The 22016-nt window shown below is 54.2% G+C and carries 15 protein-coding genes; 5 read left to right on the top strand and 10 right to left on the bottom strand.

Annotated elements, in window-relative coordinates; genetic code table 11:
- Window positions 1-27 precede the first annotated feature (27 nt).
- On the bottom strand, window positions 28-2733 hold the full coding sequence (gene malT / locus NMD08_RS01660) for an HTH-type transcriptional regulator MalT (RefSeq protein WP_151216867.1): 2706 nt from the start codon (window positions 2731-2733) through the stop codon (window positions 28-30).
- Between the two features lie 595 nt (window positions 2734-3328).
- On the opposite strand from malT, the gene malP reads away from it, so the two are divergent.
- A complete protein-coding gene (gene malP / locus NMD08_RS01665; RefSeq protein WP_187259968.1) occupies window positions 3329-5722 on the top strand; it encodes a maltodextrin phosphorylase in 2394 nt (797 codons plus the stop codon).
- 9 nt (window positions 5723-5731) lie between these two features.
- Window positions 5732-7819 carry a 4-alpha-glucanotransferase gene (gene malQ / locus NMD08_RS01670; RefSeq protein ID WP_278238695.1) on the top strand — a complete coding sequence of 696 codons (2088 nt, stop codon included), beginning with the start codon at window positions 5732-5734 and terminating at the stop codon, window positions 7817-7819.
- A 45-nt stretch (window positions 7820-7864) separates the two neighbouring features.
- On the opposite strand, the gene gntT is transcribed toward malQ, so the two are convergent.
- The 3 genes from gntT to gntX form a co-directional block, all read right to left on the bottom strand.
- Entirely contained in the window at window positions 7865-9181 is a 1317-nt protein-coding gene (gene gntT / locus NMD08_RS01675; RefSeq protein WP_003023507.1) for a gluconate transporter, read from the bottom strand.
- 315 nt (window positions 9182-9496) lie between these two features.
- Window positions 9497-10072: a Fe-S biogenesis protein NfuA gene (gene nfuA, locus NMD08_RS01680; protein WP_003023509.1), complete on the bottom strand. Its 576-nt coding sequence runs from the start codon at window positions 10070-10072 to the stop codon at window positions 9497-9499.
- A gap of 58 nt (window positions 10073-10130) precedes the next feature.
- A complete protein-coding gene (gene gntX, locus NMD08_RS01685; RefSeq protein WP_151216864.1) occupies window positions 10131-10814 on the bottom strand; it encodes a DNA utilization protein GntX in 684 nt (227 codons plus the stop codon).
- Between the two features lie 37 nt (window positions 10815-10851).
- On the opposite strand from gntX, the gene bioH reads away from it, so the two are divergent.
- On the top strand, window positions 10852-11631 hold the full coding sequence (bioH, locus tag NMD08_RS01690) for a pimeloyl-ACP methyl ester esterase BioH (RefSeq protein WP_151216863.1): 780 nt from the start codon (window positions 10852-10854) through the stop codon (window positions 11629-11631).
- Between the two features lie 96 nt (window positions 11632-11727).
- Here bioH and feoC read toward each other — a convergent pair whose 3' ends face one another.
- The 5 genes from feoC to greB form a co-directional block, all read right to left on the bottom strand.
- Window positions 11728-11964, bottom strand: coding sequence for a [Fe-S]-dependent transcriptional repressor FeoC (gene feoC / locus NMD08_RS01695; protein ID WP_003023516.1), 237 nt, complete (start codon window positions 11962-11964; stop codon window positions 11728-11730).
- Window positions 11965-11975: 11 nt separating this feature from the next.
- Entirely contained in the window at window positions 11976-14294 is a 2319-nt protein-coding gene (gene feoB / locus NMD08_RS01700; RefSeq protein WP_151216862.1) for a Fe(2+) transporter permease subunit FeoB, read from the bottom strand.
- A gap of 18 nt (window positions 14295-14312) precedes the next feature.
- On the bottom strand, window positions 14313-14540 hold the full coding sequence (gene feoA, locus NMD08_RS01705; RefSeq protein WP_003023519.1) for a ferrous iron transporter A: 228 nt from the start codon (window positions 14538-14540) through the stop codon (window positions 14313-14315).
- Window positions 14541-14913: 373 nt separating this feature from the next.
- Window positions 14914-17247 carry a Tex family protein gene (locus tag NMD08_RS01710; RefSeq protein WP_151224128.1) on the bottom strand — a complete coding sequence of 778 codons (2334 nt, stop codon included), beginning with the start codon at window positions 17245-17247 and terminating at the stop codon, window positions 14914-14916.
- Between the two features lie 98 nt (window positions 17248-17345).
- Window positions 17346-17819: a transcription elongation factor GreB gene (gene greB / locus NMD08_RS01715; RefSeq protein WP_003023524.1), complete on the bottom strand. Its 474-nt coding sequence runs from the start codon at window positions 17817-17819 to the stop codon at window positions 17346-17348.
- A 225-nt stretch (window positions 17820-18044) separates the two neighbouring features.
- Between greB and ompR the strand changes: the two genes are divergently transcribed.
- Both ompR and envZ read left to right on the top strand, forming a co-directional pair.
- On the top strand, window positions 18045-18764 hold the full coding sequence (gene ompR / locus NMD08_RS01720) for a two-component system response regulator OmpR (protein WP_001157751.1): 720 nt from the start codon (window positions 18045-18047) through the stop codon (window positions 18762-18764).
- On the top strand, window positions 18761-20113 hold the full coding sequence (gene envZ, locus NMD08_RS01725) for a two-component system sensor histidine kinase EnvZ (protein ID WP_151216861.1): 1353 nt from the start codon (window positions 18761-18763) through the stop codon (window positions 20111-20113). The genes ompR and envZ overlap by 4 nt, the downstream gene beginning before the upstream one ends.
- 87 nt (window positions 20114-20200) lie before the next feature.
- Here the strand turns inward: envZ and pckA are convergent, their stop codons facing one another.
- Entirely contained in the window at window positions 20201-21823 is a 1623-nt protein-coding gene (pckA, locus tag NMD08_RS01730) for a phosphoenolpyruvate carboxykinase (ATP) (protein WP_151216860.1), read from the bottom strand.
- Window positions 21824-22016 lie beyond the last annotated feature (193 nt).

Here is a 22016-nt window from a genome sequence, read left to right on the forward strand (position 1 = left end):
TGATTAGCATCGCTCGTCAGGCTCTCACTACACCCCATATCCCATCATCTTCAGCAGCTTCTGCGCATGTTGCACTGCATCCTGGCGATGTGCGACGCCGAGCTTTTGGTACAAATTGCGGATGTGCGTCTTGATAGTCGTTGCCGCGACGGCCAGCTCTCCGGCGATCTGCTCGTTGCTGTAGCCCGAATAAATCAGTCCCAAAACTTGCCATTCGCGCTGGGTCAGCGGGCTGGTGCGGATAAGCTCCGGTACTTCCGGGTGCGTAAGCAGACGCTCAACGAACCCTTCATCGAAGTGGGCGAATTTATGGCGATGGTGCTGGTTAATCTCACGCAAAATGCGTTGGGCGCGATGCTGATCGAGTTCCGGCAGCGTATTGAGCTGAATCAGCTGACGCAGTTGCTGCGCCATAGCCTCACCTTCGATAACAAAGTGACTGATAAACCCGGTGCGGTTCGCCAGCTGTAACGCGTCGAGTAACACGCGCTGTGCGTCATTTTTGCGCCCTGCCTGCCAGTACAACTGATTAAGCAGTAGCAGGTTGCGGTTCAGATCGCTCATCAGGCGCAGATTGCGCGCATTTTCATTCAACTCTTCCAGCACAATCTCAGCCGGTTCAAATTCGCCCAGCAGGATCTGCGCGCGGGCGATGTTGCGCCATTGGCCTTGCAGGAAGTGGTTATTGGCGAATTCCGGTTTCGGCGTGTGGCGCAGCCAGTTGGCGGCTGAATTTTTGTCGCCGACCATTTGCCAGTAAATCACCCGGACTTTATCAGCGTTCGAGATCCAGTCGCTGTGATAGTGGCCATTACCCAGCAGGTTTTCCAGACGGTTGAGCAGGCTACGCGCGTTGTCCAGATCGCCCCGCGCCAGCGAACACTGAACCAGCAGTGCCAGGCACTGTAGCTGCTGCTGCGGCTGGAAAGTGGAAAGCAGTTCAATACCCGAGCGGGCAGACGCTTCCGCTTCGTCCAGGCGCGCCCATGCCCACAGGAGCTGCGCACGGATGCGCACCAGGAACTCGTGCATCGGTAGCTGTTCGAGATGCTGCTCTTTGATCAACTGGAACGCTTTTTCCTGGATTTCCCAGGCGGCCTGCAAAAAGCCCTGGGCAAACAAGATTTCACTTTGCTGAATAAGACTCCACAGGGCGTAATGCCAGACGTCATGATGGCGCGCCATTTGTTCGGTTTGCTGCATCAACGCCAGAGAACGCGTGAGGTCGCCCTTACAGTGCAGAACTTCGCCGTGCACCGAGGTGGCGACGATTCGGCTGTAGAACCAGGCGATGGGTAGCTCATCCAGTGCCAGTTTCGCCAGACGCTCGGCTTCATCAGGATTTCCGTCGTTAATCGCGACCTGCGCTCGCAGGGCGTTAAATTCGGCATGCAGCGTCGGCTCCATGTCGCCTTTCATTTCCTGCTCAGCGCGTGCCAGCAGGGTATTCACCTCGCTGTAGCGGTGCTGGCTTTGCATCAGCCACGCTTGCAGCAGAACCAGACGCGGATTTTCCAGCAGGCTTTCCCATGGCAGCGCTTTCAGGGATTCTTCCAGTAGCGTCAGCTCACTGTGGTTAAACAGTCCCCACGCATGGTTAAGCAGGATATCGCGCAGCATATGGGCATCGCCTGCCGCCAGCGCATGGTGGATAGCTTCGCTGGGAAAACCTTGCGCCATCCAGCTTTCAGCAGCCGCGCGGTGTATTTCGGGCAGTTCGCTCGCCAGTTCCCACTGACAGCGTTGACGTAAAAAGCTGCCAAACAGCGGGTGATAGCTGAACCATTCACCGACGTCATCCATCCGCTGCAGAAATAATCCCTGGCGCTCGATCTCCTCCAGCCGCATCTGGCCATTTTCTTCCCCGGTAACCCGGACGATCAGCGCGTCGTTCATGGAGCGCAGAATGGCGCTTTTCAGCAGGAAGTGACGGGTGCCGAGGTCAACGCTGTCCAGCACTTCATCAACCAGATAATCGGACAAATGGCTGGCGTTTATCCCCGCGAGGCGGCGTGCGGACTGGTGTGCAGAATGGTTGTTCTGGCGGGCGGAGAGGGCAATCAGCTGTAACGCCGTGGCCCAGCCCGCAACGTCGTCGCACATTCGACTGCTTTCCGCTGCTTCGATAGGAGAAGACAAACGGCGATCGAAAAATTGTTTGGCTTCCTGGTGGTTAAACGCCAGTTGCTGGCTGCCTATCTCCAGCAACTGATCGCGTACTCGCAGGTTGGCAATGCCCAACTGTGGGAGATTGCGCGACAACACGACCAGCGTGAGATTTTCAGGCTGGTGACGCAGGAAGAAACGCATCGCTTCGTGGATAGCTGGGTTGGAGATCAGATGATAATCGTCCACCACCAGGTAGAGTGGGCGATGCCACTCGGCCAGTTCAATAAATAGCTGTGCAAACAGTGACGTCAGACTGGCGTATTGGCGCTTTTGCACCATCGCTTCGCTGGTGGTGCAGTGTCCACCGGTTGCCTGCTGAATAGCGGCGATCAGATAGCTGGCAAAACGCTCTTGTTGATTATCGCCTTCATCCAGTGAGTACCAGCCTAAGTCGTTCTTCCCCGCTGCCCATTGTGAGACCAGCGTCGTTTTTCCATAGCCAGCGGGACTTGTTATCAGGGCAAGCCTGAAATTATTCACGCCGGAAAGTTTAGCCAACAGGCGCTCGCGGACCACCGTATGGTCGAGTCGAACCGGACGACTTAATTTAGACGGAATCAACATATGTTTGTCACTTCACTGTGTGAACATGGGGGAAGAATGATTTTTTTTGCGCTTCGTAATTAATGGGTATAAGGTCGGCCAGATTAATGTTTTATGCAAGCTAAGCGGCCTTTTTGTGTGTCTGATTTTGCACTATGTCACAAATCTATACATCTATTGCAATAATTACTTTAAAGAGTCGCAACAGGCGTGGTGACTGGATCCGTCGCGATTTTTACGATGCGTAAAAACCCCATCTCTTTGCAAGGTTATTCGGTGGGTTAATAAAAATGTCCGAATTTTGTGGCCGATTTAAAGTTTTTATGTGAATCATCTTATTCATCACAGGTGTTTCAGGTTAGAAACTATTTCTCTGTTTACACATTGTTTCCCATCGTCACCCCTCTATTTGATATTGTCGATTAATTGCCCGGTAATAAGGGGGACGCCGTGGCCCATGGGTGATTACGCTTCCCTTTAAGCGGTGTCGATCACACTTTTATGCTCATCCCCGCTCCTCCTCCCTGCCTAATCCGTGCCAGGATGAGGAATGTCAACAACGAGCCAGGCAAACTAGCGATAACGTTGTTTTATTACCTAAGGATCTGGAACCCCTATGTCACAGCCTACTTTCAATAAAGATCAATTTCAGGCTGCCCTGACGCGTCAGTGGCAGCGCTTCGGTTTACTGTCGGCTCAAGAAATGACGTCACGCCAGTGGTGGCAGGCAGTGAGTGGGGCGTTGGCTGAGTTACTCAGCGCCCAGCCTGCGGCTAAGCCGGCAAAAAACCAGCGTCATGTTAACTACATCTCGATGGAGTTTTTGATTGGCCGTCTGACCGGCAACAACTTACTCAACCTCGGCTGGTATCAGGGGGTGAGCGATGAGCTTAAAGCGCATGACGTCAACCTGACCGATCTGCTTGAAGAAGAGATCGATCCGGCGTTGGGTAACGGTGGGTTGGGGCGTCTGGCAGCCTGCTTCCTCGATTCGATGGCGACTGTCGGCCAGTCGGCGACGGGTTATGGCCTCAACTATCAATACGGCCTGTTCCGTCAGTCCTTTGCCGATGGGCAGCAGATGGAAGCCCCGGACGACTGGCATCGCGGCAGCTATCCGTGGTTCCGTCACAACGAAGCGCTGGATGTGCAGGTAGGGATTGGCGGCAAGGTCAGCAAACAAGGCCACTGGGAGCCGGGATTCATCATCACCGGTCAGGCCTGGGATCTACCGGTTCTCGGCTACCGTAATGGCGTGGCGCAGCCGCTGCGTTTGTGGCAGGCCAGCCACGCGCATCCGTTTAACCTGACAAAATTCAACGACGGTGATTTCCTGCGCGCAGAGCAGCAGGGTATCGACGCCGAAAAACTGACCAAAGTGCTGTATCCTAACGACAACCACACGGCAGGTAAAAAGCTGCGCCTGATGCAGCAGTACTTCCAGTGCGCCTGCTCCGTAGCCGATATTCTGCGCCGCCATCATCTGGCTGGGCGTAAACTTCATGAGCTGGCTGATTTTGAAGTTATCCAGCTCAACGATACTCACCCGACCATCGCTATTCCCGAGCTGTTGCGTGTACTGATTGATGAGCACCAGATGAGCTGGGACGATGCGTGGGCCATCACCAGCAAAACCTTTGCTTATACCAACCATACTCTGATGCCAGAGGCGCTGGAGTGCTGGGACGAGAAGCTGGTGAAAGCGCTACTGCCGCGCCATATGCAAATCATCAAAGAGATTAACGACCGCTTTAAGATGTTGGTCGATAAAACCTGGCCGGGTGATGCTGAAGTCTGGGCGAAGCTGGCGGTGGTACATAACAAACAGGTGCGCATGGCCAACATGTGTGTGGTCAGCGGCTTTGCGGTTAACGGTGTGGCGGCACTGCACTCCGATCTGGTGGTGAAAGATCTGTTCCCGGAATATCACCAACTGTGGCCGAACAAATTCCACAACGTCACTAATGGGATTACCCCACGTCGCTGGATTAAGCAGTGCAACCCGGCGCTTGCCGCGCTGTTGGATAAATCGCTGAAAAAAGAGTGGGCCAACGATCTCGACCAGCTGATTAATCTGGAAAAATACGCCGACGACGCGAAGTTCCGTCAGCAGTATCGTGACATCAAGCTGGCGAACAAAGCGCGTCTGGTGAAGTTTATTAAAGCGCGTACCGGTATTGAAATAACGACTAACGCGATTTTTGATATTCAGATCAAACGCCTGCATGAGTACAAGCGTCAGCACCTGAACCTGCTGCATATTCTGGCGTTGTACAAAGAAATTCGTGAGAACCCGCAGGCCGATCGCGTGCCGCGCGTATTCCTGTTTGGCGCGAAAGCCGCGCCGGGTTACTACCTGGCGAAAAATATCATCTTCGCCATCAATAAGGTGGCGGAAACCATCAATAACGACCCGCAAGTGGGTGACAAGCTGAAAGTCGTGTTCCTGCCGGATTATTGTGTCTCGGCGGCGGAAATGCTGATCCCGGCGGCGGATATCTCCGAGCAGATCTCAACAGCAGGGAAAGAGGCTTCCGGCACCGGCAACATGAAGCTGGCGCTGAACGGTGCCTTAACCGTCGGTACGCTGGATGGTGCAAACGTCGAAATCGCCGAAAAAGTGGGCGACGAGAATATCTTTATCTTTGGTCATACTGTGGAAGAGGTGAAGGCGCTCAAGGCCAAAGGTTACGATCCGGTGAAATGGCGTAAGAAAGACAAAGTACTGGATGCGGTCCTGAAAGAGCTGGAAAGCGGGAAATACAGCGACGGCGACAAACATGCTTTTGACCAGATGCTGCACAGTATCGGCAAGCAGGGCGGTGACCCGTATCTGGTGATGGCAGACTTCGCGGCTTACGTTGAAGCGCAGAAGCAGGTTGACGTGTTGTATCGTGACCAGGAAGCCTGGACCCGGGCGGCGATTCTGAATACTGCCCGTTGCGGCATGTTCAGTTCAGATCGCTCCATCCGCGATTATCAGGCGCGTATCTGGCAGGCGAAACGTTAAGGAATTGCGATGGAAAGCAAACGTCTGGATAATGCCGCGCTGGCGGCGGGGATCAGCCCCAATTACATTAATGCCCACGGTAAACCGCAGTCTATTGGTACCGAAACCAAGCGGCGTTTGCTTGACGCCATGCATCGCACCACCGCCGCCACTCCGGTGGCGGTGACCCCAGTGCCGAATGTCATGGTTTATACCGCCGGTAAGAAAATGCCGCTGGCGGTTGAGGGAAGCGGAGAGTTTACCTGGCTGCTGACTACCGAAGAGGGCGTGCAGCACAAAGGGCATGCCGTCGGTGGTAAATCTTTCAACCTTCCGGCCAGGCTGCCGGAGGGATATCACACGCTGACCTTGACCCAGGGTGAGCTGCGTAGCCATTGTCGCGTCATCGTGGCGCCAAAACGCTGTTATGAACCGCAGGCGCTGTTAGCCGGGCAGAAGCTGTGGGGCGCATGCGTTCAGCTCTACACCTTGCGTTCAGAAAAAAACTGGGGGATTGGCGACTTTGGCGATTTGCGCGCCATGCTGGTGGATGTGGCGCAACGCGGCGGCGCGTTTATCGGGCTCAATCCGATTCATGCGCTGTACCCGGCGAACCCGGAGAGCGCCAGCCCGTACAGCCCGTCGTCACGTCGCTGGCTGAACGTTATTTATATTGATGTTAACGCAGTAGATGATTTCCGCCTGAGTAAAGAGGCGCAGGCCTGGTGGCAGAAACCCGCGACTCAGCAAGCGCTGCAACGCGCGCGCGATAGTGAATGGGTTGATTACTCTACCGTTACCGTCCTGAAGATGACCGCGTTACGTATGGCATGGAAAAATTTCTCTGCACGTGACGATGAGCAGATGGCGGCATTTCGCCAGTTTGTCACTCGGGAGGGATATAGCCTGTACTGGCAGGCAGCCTTTGACGCGCTGCATGCGCATCAGGTGCAAGAGGATGCATTGCGCTGGGGCTGGCCGGTGTGGCCGCAGGCACTCCAGTCGGTGGACTCACCGGAAGTAAAACGCTTCTGCGAAGCACATCGTGACGATGTGGATTTCTATCTGTGGTTACAGTGGTTGGCGTATACCCAGTTTGCTGACTGCTGGAAAACCAGCCAAAGTTTTGCGATGCCGATTGGACTGTATCGCGATCTGGCGGTTGGTGTGGCCGAAGGCGGGGCGGAAACCTGGTGCGACCGCGAGCTGTATTGCCTGAAAGCCTCGGTTGGCGCTCCGCCGGATATTCTCGGTCCGCTCGGGCAAAACTGGGGGCTGCCGCCGATGGATCCGCACATCATCACGGCACGCGCCTACGAACCGTTTATCGAACTGCTGCGCGCCAATATGCAGAACTGCGGCGCGCTGCGTATCGACCATGTTATGTCGATGCTGCGTCTGTGGTGGATCCCCTACGGTGAAACTGCCGATCACGGCGCTTACGTGCACTATCCGGTCGATGACCTGCTTTCAATTCTGGCGCTGGAAAGTAAACGTCATCATTGCATGGTAATTGGTGAGGATCTGGGTACCGTGCCGGTAGAAATCGTCAGCAAGCTGCGCGACAGCGGCGTGTACTCCTATAAAGTGCTTTATTTTGAGAATGACCATGAGAAAAACTTCCGTGCGCCGAAAGCGTACCCGGAACAATCAATGGCAGTCGCGGCGACGCATGACCTTCCTACGCTTAAAGGTTATTGGGATAGCGGCGATCTGACGCTGGGTAAGGCGCTGGGCCTGTACCCGGATGAGGTTGTGCTGCGTGGGTTGTATCAGGACCGAGAACTGGCGAAGCAGGGGCTGCTGGACGCGTTGCACAAGTACGGCTGTTTGCCAAAACGTGCTGGTCACAAGGCGTCACTGATGTCGATGACGCCGATTCTTAATCGCGGCATGCAACGCTACATCGCTGACAGCAACAGTGCGCTGCTGGGCCTACAACCGGAAGACTGGTTGGATATGGCTGAACCGGTCAACATTCCGGGGACCAGCGACCAGTACAAAAACTGGCGGCGTAAGCTCACCGCCACGCTGGAGCAGATGTTTGCCGATGAGAGAGTGAACAAGCTGATTAAGGATTTGGATAAGCGGCGAAAAGCGGCCGCGAAGAAGAAGTAAAAAAGCCGGGGATTCCCCGGCTTTTTTTGTCTGAAACGTGTGTTGTTAAACTACCATACCCAGCAGCAGACACCCTACCAGGCCGCAGACGGAGATAATGGTTTCCAGCATTGACCATGACTTGATGGTTTCACCGATAGTCAGGTTGAAGTACTCCTTGAACAGCCAGAAGCCTGGATCGTTCACGTGGGAGAAGATGACCGAACCGGAACCCACCGCAATAACCATTAGCTCAGGGCTTACGCCGGTCGTTGCAATCAGTGGTGCCACAATCCCGCCTGCGGTGATTGCTGCAACAGTTGCAGAACCCAGTGCGATACGCAGGACCGCCGCGATAGACCATGCCATCAGAAGTGGAGACACGTTAGAGCCGTGCATCATTGATGCAATGTATTTGTCCACGCCGCTATCAACCAGGACCTGTTTGAAGGCACCGCCGCCGCCGATGATCAACAGCATCATCGCAATGATTTTGATTGAGGACACCAGCGTGTCGTTAATCTGATCCATCGAACGTCCACGGTTCAGACCAAACGTGAACATCGCAATCAGCACCGCGATAAGCGTTGCCATAACCGGGTCACCGAGGAATTCTGCAACCGTCAGGAAAGCATGACCTTTCGGCAGAATCATCTCCGCCACGGCACGCATCGCCATCAGGATCACCGGTACCAGAGAGGTCCAGACGCTGACGCCAAAGCCAGGCATCTCTTCTTCAGTGAAGGTTTTTGCGCTGTACAGACCTTCCGGGATCGGCTTGTCGATACCTTTCAGGAAACGTGCGTATACCGGACCGGCGAGAATAACGGTCGGGATTGCCAGAATCGTACCAAACAGCAGGGTTTTGCCCATATCTGCATGGAAAATAGTGGCGATAGCCGTCGGACCCGGGTGCGGTGGCAGGAAGCCGTGCGTTACGGACAGCGCCGCAGCCATCGGCACGCCAACGTACAACAGCGGGATGTTGGCAGCTGCGGCAATGGTGAACACCAGCGGCAGCATCAGTACGAAACCAACTTCGTAGAACAAGGCAAAACCAACGGTGAAGCCGGTTAATACCACCGCCCACTGAATATGTTTTTTGCCGAATTTAGCAATCAGGGTGGTTGCGATGCGCTGTGCGCCGCCGCAGTCCGCCAGCATTTTGCCCAGCATGGCGCCAAAACCCATAATCAGGGCGAGGCTGCCAAGGGTTCCGCCGACGCCGGCTTTAATCGAACCGATGACTTTATCCAGTGGCATCCCTTGCATCAATCCGACAGCAAGCGCCACCAGGACGAGAGCGATGAAACCGTTCATTTTGAAACGGATCATCAGGAGGAGTAACAAGATTACACCGATAGCAACGATGACTAATGGCATGATTTACCTGGCCTTAACTTTGTTATGGGTAACGTCAGTGTTTAGATGACAAATTCCGATTGTCCCGACCGGGAACAGAGTATTCTCAGCACCAATGCTGGTTGCCTGCAAAACTAATCAGTTTAGCGGACTATTATGTGTGTGTTAGGTGCTGATACGAATGATACGGGTAACATATGGCGCTTGAAAATCACCTGGGCAGGCAAAATTTAAATTATGAGAGGCTGGTCAAATTATGAGGAAGATTGTTGCAGGAGATATGCGAAGAATTTTCGACCCGGCAGGGATTAGGCTACCGGGCAAATACAGACGGGCTTAGTAGTAAGAGTGTTCGCCACGCTGGTGTTCGGTTAAATCGCGAACGCCTTTCAGTTCAGGGAATTCAGCCAGCAGCTGCTTCTCTATACCTTCTTTCAGCGTCACATCGACCATTGAACAGCCGTTACAGCCGCCGCCAAACTGCAGAATGGCGTAGCCTTCATCGGTGATTTCCATCAGTGAGACGCGACCGCCATGGCCTGCCAGCTGTGGATTGATCTGTGATTGCAGCATGTACTCCACGCGTTCCATCAGCGGTGCATCATCGGCCACTTTACGCATTTTGGCGTTTGGTGCCTTCAGCGTCAGCTGGGAACCTAACTGGTCGGTAACGAAATCGATTTCTGCATCTTCCAGATACGGTGCGCTCAGTTCATCAACATATGCGGTCAGCAGGTCAAATTTAATGGCGGTGTCGGTTGCTTCCACGGCGTCCGGCGGACAATAAGAAACGCCGCATTCAGCGTTAGGCGTGCCGGGATTAATCACAAATACGCGGATTTGTGTCCCTTCTTCCTGATTTGCCAGCAGTTTGGCAAAGTGCGCTTGTGCAGCATCGGAAATATGGATCATAGTAATGGCCTAATAGTTGACTATTTTACTTGGTTATAATACGCCCATCATCGAGGCTCTACAAGGTTCGACACAGGCACCATACCTGGACAGTCGCGGCGCCGTTGCGTAAAAGCAGCTGCGCGATTTCCGCGACGGTACTTCCGGTAGTGACGACATCATCCACAATAACCATATGGAGTCCCTGCACCGGCAATTCAAGGCGAAAGGCGTTTTTCAGGTTACGTTTACGCAATCGGGCGCTGAGATGGTGCTGCGTGGCGGTTGCCCGAACCCGCGAGATGGTCCGGCTGTCCCAGTCGCAACCCAGCCAGTGCGCCAGTGGGCGACACAGCAATTCGCTCTGATTAAACCCCCTGCGCCAGTGCCGTCGTTGCCAGAGCGGGACGCTGACGAGCCTGTCTGGCAGGGGAAGACCGCTGACGCGCCGGGCCTGTAATACCTCCAGCAACAGCAAACGTGAAAGGGCGGAGGCCATTTCACTGCGTCGCGAAAACTTGAACTGGTGGATAAGTCCGCTCAACGGCGGAAGATAGTCGCTGATGGTGACCAGGCGCTGCCACGGTGGGGGTTTTTGCAAGCAACGTCCGCAGGGAACGACGGCGTGGGCGGCAGGGAGTCCGCATTGAGGGCAAAGGCTGACGTGCTGACGCGTTGCCCGTGCGCAGACTGAACAGATCCCCCAATGCCCTAACGTCAGGGGCATTCGGCATAGCCAGCACAATCCCGGTACTGTTAGCATAGAAACATCCTGTTAGGCTAAAAGAGAACAATAACTGATGAATGACATCTGGTGGCAGACCCAGGGTTCGGGAAATTGCCATCTTGTGCTGCTGCACGGATGGGGACTGAATGCGCAAGTGTGGCATTGCATAAGCGAGGAACTGAGCTCGCATTTCACGCTGCATCTTGTCGACTTACCGGGATTTGGCCGCAGCCAGGGTTTCGGCGCGATGTCGCTGGAAGAGATGGCTGAGCGGGTATTAAAACAGGCGCCGGAGAACGCTATCTGGCTCGGCTGGAGTCTGGGGGGGTTGGTTGCAAGCCAGGTGGCGTTAACTCATTCTGAGCGTGTTCAGGCGTTGGTGACCGTGGCGTCATCCCCTTGCTTTAGCGCGCGTGAGGAGTGGCCGGGCATCAAGCCAGAAGTGCTGGCCGGTTTCCAGCAGCAACTGAGTGAAGATTTCCAGCGTACGGTGGAGCGTTTTTTGGCGTTGCAAACGATGGGCACGGAAACCGCCCGTCAGGATGCGCGAGCGCTGAAGAAAACGGTACTGGCTTTACCCATGCCGGATGTTGAGGTACTTAATGGCGGGCTGGAGATCCTGAAAACGGTCGATTTGCGTGAGCCATTGTGCTCGGTGGAAATGCCTTTCCTGCGGTTGTACGGCTATCTCGATGGACTGGTTCCGCGCAAAGTCGTCCCGATGCTCGATGCCCTGTGGCCACAGAGCGAGTCGTTGGTGTTTGCCAAAGCGGCGCATGCACCGTTTATCTCGCATCCTGCCGAGTTTTGCGCAGCGCTGGTGGCGTTAAAACAGAAACTGAATTGTTTCTAAAGTAACGGATATCTGCATAAACGAGTTATCCGGCCTGAACATTTGCAGTTTTTTGTAGGCCGGATTAGCGTAGCGCCATCCGGCAGGAGCGGCAAATTAACGCAAGGCCCACCATTCGCGCAGGCAGGCTTTACCTTCCGGGCAACTTTTGCAGCTTCCGGAAAGACACCCGTCGGCATCCTCCTGAATCCGCACCGCTTTGCCCATTTTTTCTAACTGATTCAGCATGGCGTCAATCATAGGCTGTGGGGTATGTAGCGTGTGGCTAATTTGTGTTGCCTCCATGCGCCCCCGCAAAGCCAATAAATCACGAACCTGAATTAGTGATGCCATTGTCGATAACCTTAGTGGCAATCGCCAGTTGTGCTGGAACAGCAGGAACTCGCCGTTCTGTTGGTTGCCAGCAGGGCGAGGTCCACGCGGCTACGAGCTCGACGCAGCAGGCCCAGTAACACGATGTTAAACAGGATGACCGCTAAAATGCACACCAGACTGTAGGTCGGGTGCTCTTTGTAGCTGACCGTCTGATAAAACAGCGTCGACAGAGAGTAGGCAATATTCAGGCCCCACAGAATCGAGAAGCCCATCCAGCCACGGCTGGATTCACGTGCGATAGCGCCCATCACTGAAATGCACGGCACATACAGCAAAACAAAGATCAGGTAGCTGTACGCGGCGGCGGCGCTGCCAAATTTCTCGCCCATCACGCCCATTGCGCCGGTAGCCATTTCACCGTCGCCCTTGCTGGCTTCGATAGGGTTAGCCAGTACGCTCAGGCTGAAGGTGTCTTTCAGGCTTTGCCAGGTTTCATCCACTGCGCCGAGCAGCTCGTCACCGAGGTGGAAATCTGCCGGATTGAACTCTTCTTCCTGAATGTTTTCTGCGGTATAGAGCGTGTTCAGCGTACCAACGACCACTTCTTTTGCCATCGCGCCGGTGAACAAACCTACGGTTGCCTGCCAGTTATCTTCGTGAACGCCAATCGGTTTAAACACGGGAGTAATAACACGGCTAACGGAGGCCAGAGCAGAGTCGTTGATGTTATCGACGATTTTCCCGCTCAGTGAGAAACTGTTAAACGCGCTGAGGAAAATGCTGACGATGATGATGACTTTACCCGCACGCAGAACGAAGCCTTTCAGGCGTTGCCAGGTCTGAATGATCAGACTCTTGATGTGCGGCACGTGGTATACCGGCAGCTCCATCACGAACGGCGTTGCTTCACCACGCATAATGGTGTGTTTGAGCATCAGGCCCGTCAACACCGCCATCACGATACCCAGTACGTACAGCGAGAAGACCGCCAGTGCGCCGTTCTGACCAAAGAACGCCGCGGCAAAGACGGCGAAAATCGCCAGACGTGCGCCGCAGGACATAAACGGCGCCATCATGATGGTCATCAGACGCTCACGCGGGGCGTCCAGCGTACGTGCGCCCATCACTGACGGTACGTTACAGCCAAAGCCGACGATCAGCGGGACGAACGACTTGCCCGGCAGTCCCAGCGCCTGCATCAGACGGTCCATCACAAACGCGGCGCGCGCCATGTAACCGGAGTCTTCAAGGAAGGAGAGGAACAGGTACATCATGCCGATTTGCGGTACCAGCGGCAGCACGGTGTTAATCCCGCCGCCAAGCCCCTGGGCCAGGAAGATAGTGAGCCAGTCCGGGAAGTGCAGCGTGTAGCCAATCCACTGAATACCATGGATAAAGAGCGCTACGGAGCCGACGTCAAACAACGGTTGCAGCGCGCCGCCAATGTTAATGGCGAGCAGGAACATCAGGTACATCACGAACAGGAAAATCGGCAGCCCGAGGAAGCGGTTGAGAACGATTTTATCTACCGCGGTGGTGAATCGGCTTGGCTCTGCCGTCAAGGTATTGCTGACGGTATCGCAGATAGCGGCAATGCACTGATAGCGCGCATCGGCGATATGCAGCGCCGGATCGTCCATTGTTTCGCTCAGGCGTGCGATGGAGGCATCGAGATTTTGCGCGGCATCACCCGCGTAGGCGCGGCTGTAGATATCGCCTTCCAGCATCTGCAGGCCCAGCCAGCGGCGCTGTTGTAGCGGCATATCTTTGGCCATCGCGTCGGCGAGAGAGTCCGCTTCCTGCAGCAGCGGCTGGGCATAATGGACCAGCTCGACGGTGTCGTTTTCTTTGTAGCGGTCGATCGCCAGCTTCAGCGCTTCTATGCCGCGGGCGCGGGTGGAAACCAGCGGAACCACCGGGCAGCCAAGACGCGCTGAGAGGGCGTCTATATCGATACGGATTTGCTGCTTTTCAGCGATATCCAGCATATTCAACGCGACGATGCAGGGGATGCCCAGCTCAAGCAGTTGCAACGTCAGGTAGAGATTGCGTTCAAGGTTTGACGCATCGACCACGTTGATCAACAGATCTGCGTCGCCGCTCAAAATATAGTGACAGGCAATCTGCTCATCGAGAGAAGTCTGAGATGAGATTGTCGTCAGAGAATAGGTGCCGGGTAAATCCACCAGCGTGACCTGATGGTCCGTTGTGGCGAAATGACCTTCTTTACGCTCAACGGTAACGCCAGCCCAGTTACCTACACGCTGGCGCGCGCCGGTGAGCTGGTTGAATAAGGTTGTCTTGCCGGAATTAGGATTACCAATTAAACCAATGGTTAGTTTTTTCATTTTTATAGACTCACTGTATTAACAGGAAACCGCTTCCACTTCTAATAACGCCAGATCTTTCTTACGCAATACCAGACTTACACGACGCGTTTCGATATGGATAGGATCGCCGAGCGGGGCGACGCGTACCACGTTGAAGGAGGAGCCGGGCAGCATGCCAAGTGACAACAGTTTCTGACGATAAGCCGGGCTGATTTCACGGGCAAAACCGGTAATTTTCCACGCACTGTCAGGAGTGAATTGCATAGGGACCTACTTATATCTCGCTAACTGGATGATTACCTCATGGGGCGACAGGGCGGCATGAGACCAGATGATTAGCCAACGTAAGGAAAGAGTAAATAATCAACAGAACAATGATAATGAGAATGGTTTCTATCATCAATAGAATAAATGTGACGGAATGTAGAATTGAACAATAATTTGAGCCAATTTTGATATTTCTCAACATTTATTCCGCTTTGGAATGAATGTTTCTGCAGTGTCATTATTGACTTTCTTAATGTGTAATTAAGGTTTTATTTGTTAACGAAATGATAAATATAAGGAGGGAAGAGAAAATAATATATTAAATATGCCGGACAGAGGTTTACACCGCCATCCGGCACACGATCCAAACTTAGCGTTTTTTACCCATTGCCGCCGCCAGCGCATCCATCATGGCGCTGTTGCCCGCAGGCTGTGCGTCACGACCGCGAGGTTTCGCGGCTTTGGGGGCCGAGCGATTAGCCTGAGCGCGATCGTTGTTCCCACCGCCGCGACGCGCATTGGTTTCACCCGGTTGCTCGTCCAAACGCATGGTCAGCGCGATACGCTTGCGTTGCAGGTCAACTTCCAGCACTTTCACCTTCACAATATCGCCCGCTTTCACCACGGTGTGCGGATCGTCGACGAACTTATTCGACAATGAAGAGATATGCACCAGACCGTCCTGATGAACACCAATATCAACAAACGCGCCGAAGTTGGTGACGTTGGTGACTGCCCCTTCCAGAATCATCCCCGGCAGCAGGTCATTCATGGTTTCTACGCCATCAGCAAACTGTGCGGTTTTAAATTCAGGACGCGGGTCGCGGCCCGGTTTTTCCAGCTCTTTAATGATGTCGGTGACGGTCGGCACCCCGAAACGTTCATCGGTAAAATCGGCAGCTTTCAGATTGCGCAGTTCGTTGCTATTACCCATCAGGTCACGCAACGATTGCTCGGTGGCGGCCAGAATGCGTTCCACAATCGGGTAGGCTTCCGGGTGAACGGTGGAGGCATCCAGTGGGTTATCGCCATGATTGATACGCAGGAAGCCCGCGCATTGTTCAAAGGCTTTAGGCCCCAGACGGCTGACTTTCAGCAACTGCTGACGGTTCTGGAACTGACCGTTCTCATCGCGCCAGGCGACGATGTTTTGCGCCATCATGCGCGTCAGACCGGCAACGCGGGTTAACAACGGTACGGAGGCGGTATTGAGATCGACGCCGACGGCGTTCACGCAGTCTTCCACCACCGCATCCAGCTTACGTGCCAGCTGCGTCTGGCTAACGTCGTGCTGATATTGGCCCACGCCGATCGATTTAGGATCGATTTTCACCAACTCTGCAAGTGGATCCTGCAGACGACGGGCGATGGACACCGCGCCACGCAATGAAACGTCGAGATCCGGGAACTCCTGCGCCGCCAGCTCGGAAGCTGAGTAAACCGATGCCCCGGCTTCGCTGACGATCACTTTCTGCGCGGTGACTTTCGGGAACTGTTTCTGCATGTCGAGGAAGAAACGCTCGGTTTCGCGTGACGCCGTGCCGTTACCAATCGCTACCAGCTCAACGTGGTATTTTTCGCACAGCGTCGCCACCGCAACGGCAGCTTTGGCGGCCTGACCGGTGTGTGGATAAATGGTGTCGGTCGCGACCAGCTTGCCGGTGCCGTCAACAACTGCCACCTTCACACCGGTACGCAGGCCGGGATCGAGTCCCATGGTGGCACGCAGACCCGCAGGCGCGGCCATCAGCAGATCGTGCAGATTACGGGCGAAGACGTTAATAGCTTCGTCTTCGGCGCGCTCACGCACGGTGCCCATCAGCTCGGTTTCGAGGTGCATCAGCACCTTAATACGCCAGGTCCAACTGACCACGCCTTTACGCCAGCTGTCGGCAGGTGCGTTGTTCAGGCGTAATCCCAGGTGGTCCTGGATAATCTGTTCGCCGTGGCTTTCTTTTGGCGGCTCATCGAATTGCGGATCGGCATTCAGCGAAAGCTGTAGCACACCTTCGTTACGGCCACGGAACATGGCCAGCGCACGGTGGGATGGCACGGTAGAGATCGGTTCGTGATGATCGAAGTAGTCGCGGAACTTCGCGCCTTCCTCTTCTTTTCCGCTTACCACAGTGGAGACCAGATGGGCGTTTTTCCACAAGTAATCACGTACTTTCGCCAGCAGTGCAGCGTCTTCAGCAAAGCGTTCCATCAGAATATAGCGTGCGCCGTCGAGGGCGGCTTTGGTATCCGCCACGCCGTTTTCGGCGTTGAGATACTTTGCGGCTTCGGTTTCCGGGTCGTGGGACGGTTCGTTCCACAGCAGGTCAGCCAGCGGCTCAAGGCCTGCTTCAATGGCGATTTGCCCACGGGTGCGACGCTTAGGTTTGTACGGCAGATAGAGATCTTCGAGTTCGGTCTTACTTAACGTGCCGTTGATCGCTTTCGCCAGATCGTCGGTCAGTTTGCCTTGCTCGCCGATAGATTTCAGGATTGCCTGACGGCGGTCTTCCAGTTCACGCAGATATCCCAGACGGGTTTCCAGATTACGCAGTTGCGTATCATCCAGACCGCCGGTGATTTCCTTACGATAACGTGCGATAAACGGCACGGTGTTCCCTTCGTCAAGCAGGCGAACGGCAGCTTCTACCTGTTCAGCACGAGCCTGAATTTCACCTGCGATAATGCGGCAGAAAGAATCATTCATCATGGATAGCTTCGTCTATAGGATAAAAAATCAGGGGATAGTTATACGGATTGACTGGCAAAAATGCCAGTCATCTACCGGGGCTTCGGATTGTTCCGGTCTCACTTAACGTATTCAATCTCGTTCACGTACCAGCTGGCTTCTCCGCCTGGAGTGTTTACCACAGCAAGATCGCCGACCTCTTTTTTCAGCAGCGCCCGCGCCATTGGCGAGTCGATAGAGATGTAATCTTTCCGGCCGAAGATCTCGTCGTAACCGACAATGCGGAATTTGCGGATGTCGCCATCGTCATTTTCAATCTCAACCCATGCGCCAAAGAAGACTTTACCCTCCTGCTGTGGGGAGTAATCGACGATTTTCAGATTCTCCATGCACTTCGTCAAATATCGGACGCGGCGATCGATCTCACGCAGGCGCTTTTTATTATACTGGTAGTCGGCATTTTCGCTGCGGTCACCCAGACTTGCAGCCCAGGTAACCTTTTTGGTGACTTCCGGGCGCTCTTCACGCCAGAGATAATTCAGCTCTTGTTTGAGTTTTTCATACCCTTCACGGGTTATCAGGGGCGTTTTCATCTTATTGTTTTACCTTCGACTCTGTGATGATGCGCACAATTAGTATTACGTGAGCATATCAACAGAATAAATAATGTATTGCGAGAAACATTGTATACTTAAGCTGCTGTTTAATATGCTTTGTAACAATTTAGCCTGGAATTAATACCAGAATTCGCTGGTGACTCACGTGAGCTTTCTTAAGAATATACACTTAATTGTTGCGAACCTTTGGGAGTAATAACAATGCAAGAGAACTATAAGATTCTGGTGGTCGATGACGACATGCGCTTACGTGCGCTTCTGGAGCGTTATCTGACCGAGCAGGGCTTCCAGGTTCGAAGCGTCGCAAACGCTGAGCAGATGGATCGTCTGCTGACCCGTGAGTCTTTCCACCTGATGGTGCTGGATTTAATGCTGCCGGGAGAAGATGGCCTGTCTATTTGCCGTCGCCTGCGCAGCCAAAGCAACCCGATGCCGATCATTATGGTTACGGCGAAGGGCGAAGAAGTGGACCGTATTGTAGGACTGGAAATCGGCGCTGACGATTACATTCCGAAACCGTTTAACCCGCGTGAACTGTTGGCGCGTATTCGCGCTGTACTGCGTCGTCAGGCGAACGAACTGCCGGGAGCGCCTTCCCAGGAAGAAGCGGTTATTGCGTTTGGTAAGTTCAAACTGAACCTCGGTACGCGTGAAATGTTCCGTGAAGATGAGCCTATGCCGCTCACCAGCGGTGAGTTTGCGGTGCTGAAAGCACTGGTCAGCCATCCGCGTGAGCCGCTGTCCCGCGACAAGTTAATGAACCTGGCCCGAGGTCGTGAATACTCGGCGATGGAGCGTTCCATCGACGTCCAGATTTCTCGTCTGCGTCGTATGGTGGAAGAAGATCCGGCGCATCCGCGCTATATTCAGACCGTATGGGGTCTGGGCTACGTCTTTGTTCCGGACGGTTCTAAAGCATGAGGCGAATGCGCTTCTCGCCACGAAGTTCATTTGCCCGCACGTTATTGCTTATCGTCACCTTGCTGTTTGCCAGCCTGGTGACGACCTACCTGGTAGTGCTGAACTTCGCGATTCTGCCGAGCCTTCAGCAGTTTAATAAGGTCCTGGCCTACGAAGTTCGTATGCTGATGACCGATAAACTACAGCTGGAGGACGGTACGCAACTGGTGGTGCCGCCCGCATTCCGCCGGGAAATTTATCGTGAGCTGGGTATTTCCCTCTATTCCAACGAGGCCGCTGAAGAAGCCGGGCTGCGTTGGGCGCAACACTATGAATTCTTAAGCCATCAGATGGCGCAGCAATTGGGTGGCCCGACGGAAGTGCGCGTTGAAGTAAACAAAAGCTCGCCTGTCGTGTGGCTGAAAACCTGGCTGTCGCCCAATATCTGGGTTCGCGTACCGCTTACGGAAATCCATCAGGGTGATTTCTCACCGCTATTCCGCTATACGCTGGCGATTATGCTGCTGGCTATTGGCGGGGCGTGGCTGTTCATTCGTATTCAGAACCGACCGTTGGTGGATCTTGAACATGCGGCACTGCAAGTGGGGAAAGGTATCATTCCACCGCCGTTGCGCGAGTATGGCGCCTCAGAGGTGCGCTCCGTAACCCGAGCCTTTAACCATATGGCCGCAGGTGTGAAGCAACTGGCCGATGACCGTACGCTGTTAATGGCGGGTGTGAGCCACGATTTACGTACTCCGCTGACGCGTATTCGTCTGGCGACGGAGATGATGGGCGAAGAGGACGGTTATCTCGCGGAGTCCATCAATAAGGACATTGAAGAGTGTAACGCCATTATCGAGCAGTTTATCGATTACCTGCGCACCGGTCAGGAGATGCCGATGGAGATGGCGGATCTGAACTCGGTGTTAGGCGAAGTGGTCGCGGCGGAAAGCGGTTATGAACGTGAAATCGAAACGGCGCTGCAGCCGGGCAGCATTCAGGTGAAAATGCACCCGCTGTCGATCAAGCGTGCGGTTGCTAATATGGTGGTTAACGCCGCCCGCTACGGCAACGGCTGGATTAAGGTCAGTAGCGGTACGGAGACGCATCGCGCCTGGTTCCAGGTGGAAGATGATGGCCCGGGCATCAAGCCGGAGCAGCGTAAACATCTGTTCCAGCCATTTGTCCGTGGCGACAGTGCGCGTAGTACCAGCGGCACGGGGCTGGGTCTGGCGATTGTGCAACGTATTGTCGATAACCATAATGGCATGCTGGAGATTGGCACCAGTGAACGGGGCGGGTTGTCAATTCGCGCCTGGCTTCCGGTTCCTTTCACTCGCGCGCAGGGTATCTCGAAAGACGTATAAGAAAGGGAGGCGAAATGCCTCCCTTTTTGTTGCGGTAGGCCGGATATGTGGCAACCACCATCCGACACTTTTTGTTACAGCTTCTTGTTACAGCTTCGGTCCGGCGCTAACCAGTGCTTCACCCGCAGGGGTGTCGGTGTATTTCTCGAAGTTTTCGATAAACAGTTTCGCCAGCGCGTTGGCTTTTTCTTGCCATTGTTCCGGAGACGCGTAGGTATTACGCGGATCGAGAATGCGCGTATCCACGCCAGGCAGCTCGGTCGGGATAGCGAGGTCAAACATCGGCAGACGGAACGTTTCCGCATCATCCAGCGAGCCGTTCAGAATGGCATCGATAATCGCGCGAGTATCTTTGATAGAGATACGCTTACCAGTACCGTTCCAGCCAGTGTTAACCAGATATGCCTGCGCACCTGCCGCTTGCATGCGTTTTACCAGTACTTCTGCGTACTGTGTTGGGTGCAGCGACAGGAAAGCTGCGCCAAAGCAGGCGGAGAAGGTTGGGGTGGGTTCGGTGACGCCACGTTCGGTACCGGCCAGTTTGGCGGTGAAGCCAGACAGGAAGTGGTACTGGGTTTGGTCCGCCGTCAGGCGAGAAACCGGTGGCAGTACGCCAAACGCATCGGCGGTCAGAAAGATTACTTTAGTGGCATGACCCGCTTTTGAGACCGGCTTAACGATATTATCGATGTGATAAATCGGGTAGGACACACGGGTGTTTTCGGTCTTGGAACCGTCGTCGAAGTCGATGGAACCATCTTCTCGCACGGTGACGTTTTCCAGTAGTGCGTCACGACGGATCGCGTTGTAAATTTCCGGCTCGGCGTCTTTAGACAGCTTGATGGTCTTCGCGTAGCAACCGCCTTCAAAGTTAAACACGCCGTCGTCATCCCAGCCGTGTTCGTCATCGCCAATCAGGCGGCGTTTCGGGTCGGTGGACAGTGTGGTTTTACCGGTGCCGGACAGGCCAAAGAAGACCGCCACATCACCTTTTTCCCCGACGTTTGCCGAGCAGTGCATGGAGGCAATGCCTTGCAGCGGCAGCAGGTAGTTCATTACGGAGAACATCCCTTTCTTCATTTCGCCGCCGTACCAGGTGCCGCCAATCAGCTGAATACGCTCAGTCAGGTTGAAAGCCACGAAGTTTTCAGAGTTCAGACCCTGCTCTTTCCATTGTGGGTTGGTGCACTTAGCGCCGTTCATCACGATGAAATCCGGTTTGAAATCAACCAGCTCTTCGTCGCTTGGGCGGATGAACATGTTTTTGACAAAATGCGCCTGCCAGGCCACTTCGGTAATGAAGCGTACGGAAAGACGGGTATCGGCGTTAGCGCCGCAGAATGCATCAATGATAAACAGGCGCTTGCCGGAAAGCTGCTGGGTGACTAATCCTTTCAGATGCTGCCAGGTTTCCGGGGAGAGCGGTTTGTTGTCGTTCTTACCTTTACCTTTGTCGGACCACCAGAGCGTGTCGCGCGTAGTGTCGTCACGGACAATGTACTTATCCTTTGGCGAACGTCCGGTAAAGATACCGGTATCAACGGCAACGGCGCCCAGGTTCGTTAACACGCCACGCTCATAACCTTGCAGGGAAGGATCGAGTTCCTCCTGGAAAAGTGTGTCGTAGTCTGGATTGTAAACGATATCCTGAACGTCATTGATACCATAAGCCTTGAGATCTTGCGGGGTTAAACTGTTGTTCACACGCATTTCACTGCTCCTTAGCCAATATGTATTACCTGGAATAGTAAGGTTTTTTAGGGATTGCTAACCGCGACAAGGCTCATAGATTTACGCATCCGGGAAAATCACGGGTAACCGAATACGCTGCGACTCCTGTCACAAAGAGGCGGATATTATGGCAGGAAACCCTTTTTTGTTGTGGAAAATGTTCTTAAAACGT

The sequence above is a fragment of the Citrobacter meridianamericanus genome (assembly GCF_041320245.1).
Taxonomy (GTDB): domain Bacteria; phylum Pseudomonadota; class Gammaproteobacteria; order Enterobacterales; family Enterobacteriaceae; genus Citrobacter; species Citrobacter meridianamericanus.

What these genes read in the sequence shown, in the direction of transcription:
- malT (WP_151216867.1), bottom strand. Translation starts at nt 2,733, where the DNA reads ATGTTGATTCCGTCTAAATTAAGTCGTCCGGTTCGACTCGACCATACG.
- malP (WP_187259968.1), top strand. Translation starts at nt 3,329, where the DNA reads ATGTCACAGCCTACTTTCAATAAAGATCAATTTCAGGCTGCCCTGACG.
- malQ (WP_278238695.1), top strand. Translation starts at nt 5,732, where the DNA reads ATGGAAAGCAAACGTCTGGATAATGCCGCGCTGGCGGCGGGGATCAGC.
- gntT (WP_003023507.1), bottom strand. Translation starts at nt 9,181, where the DNA reads ATGCCATTAGTCATCGTTGCTATCGGTGTAATCTTGTTACTCCTCCTG.
- nfuA (WP_003023509.1), bottom strand. Translation starts at nt 10,072, where the DNA reads ATGATCCATATTTCCGATGCTGCACAAGCGCACTTTGCCAAACTGCTG.
- gntX (WP_151216864.1), bottom strand. Translation starts at nt 10,814, where the DNA reads ATGCTAACAGTACCGGGATTGTGCTGGCTATGCCGAATGCCCCTGACG.
- bioH (WP_151216863.1), top strand. Translation starts at nt 10,852, where the DNA reads ATGAATGACATCTGGTGGCAGACCCAGGGTTCGGGAAATTGCCATCTT.
- feoC (WP_003023516.1), bottom strand. Translation starts at nt 11,964, where the DNA reads ATGGCATCACTAATTCAGGTTCGTGATTTATTGGCTTTGCGGGGGCGC.
- feoB (WP_151216862.1), bottom strand. Translation starts at nt 14,294, where the DNA reads ATGAAAAAACTAACCATTGGTTTAATTGGTAATCCTAATTCCGGCAAG.
- feoA (WP_003023519.1), bottom strand. Translation starts at nt 14,540, where the DNA reads ATGCAATTCACTCCTGACAGTGCGTGGAAAATTACCGGTTTTGCCCGT.
- NMD08_RS01710 (WP_151224128.1), bottom strand. Translation starts at nt 17,247, where the DNA reads ATGATGAATGATTCTTTCTGCCGCATTATCGCAGGTGAAATTCAGGCT.
- greB (WP_003023524.1), bottom strand. Translation starts at nt 17,819, where the DNA reads ATGAAAACGCCCCTGATAACCCGTGAAGGGTATGAAAAACTCAAACAA.
- ompR (WP_001157751.1), top strand. Translation starts at nt 18,045, where the DNA reads ATGCAAGAGAACTATAAGATTCTGGTGGTCGATGACGACATGCGCTTA.
- envZ (WP_151216861.1), top strand. Translation starts at nt 18,761, where the DNA reads ATGAGGCGAATGCGCTTCTCGCCACGAAGTTCATTTGCCCGCACGTTA.
- pckA (WP_151216860.1), bottom strand. Translation starts at nt 21,823, where the DNA reads ATGCGTGTGAACAACAGTTTAACCCCGCAAGATCTCAAGGCTTATGGT.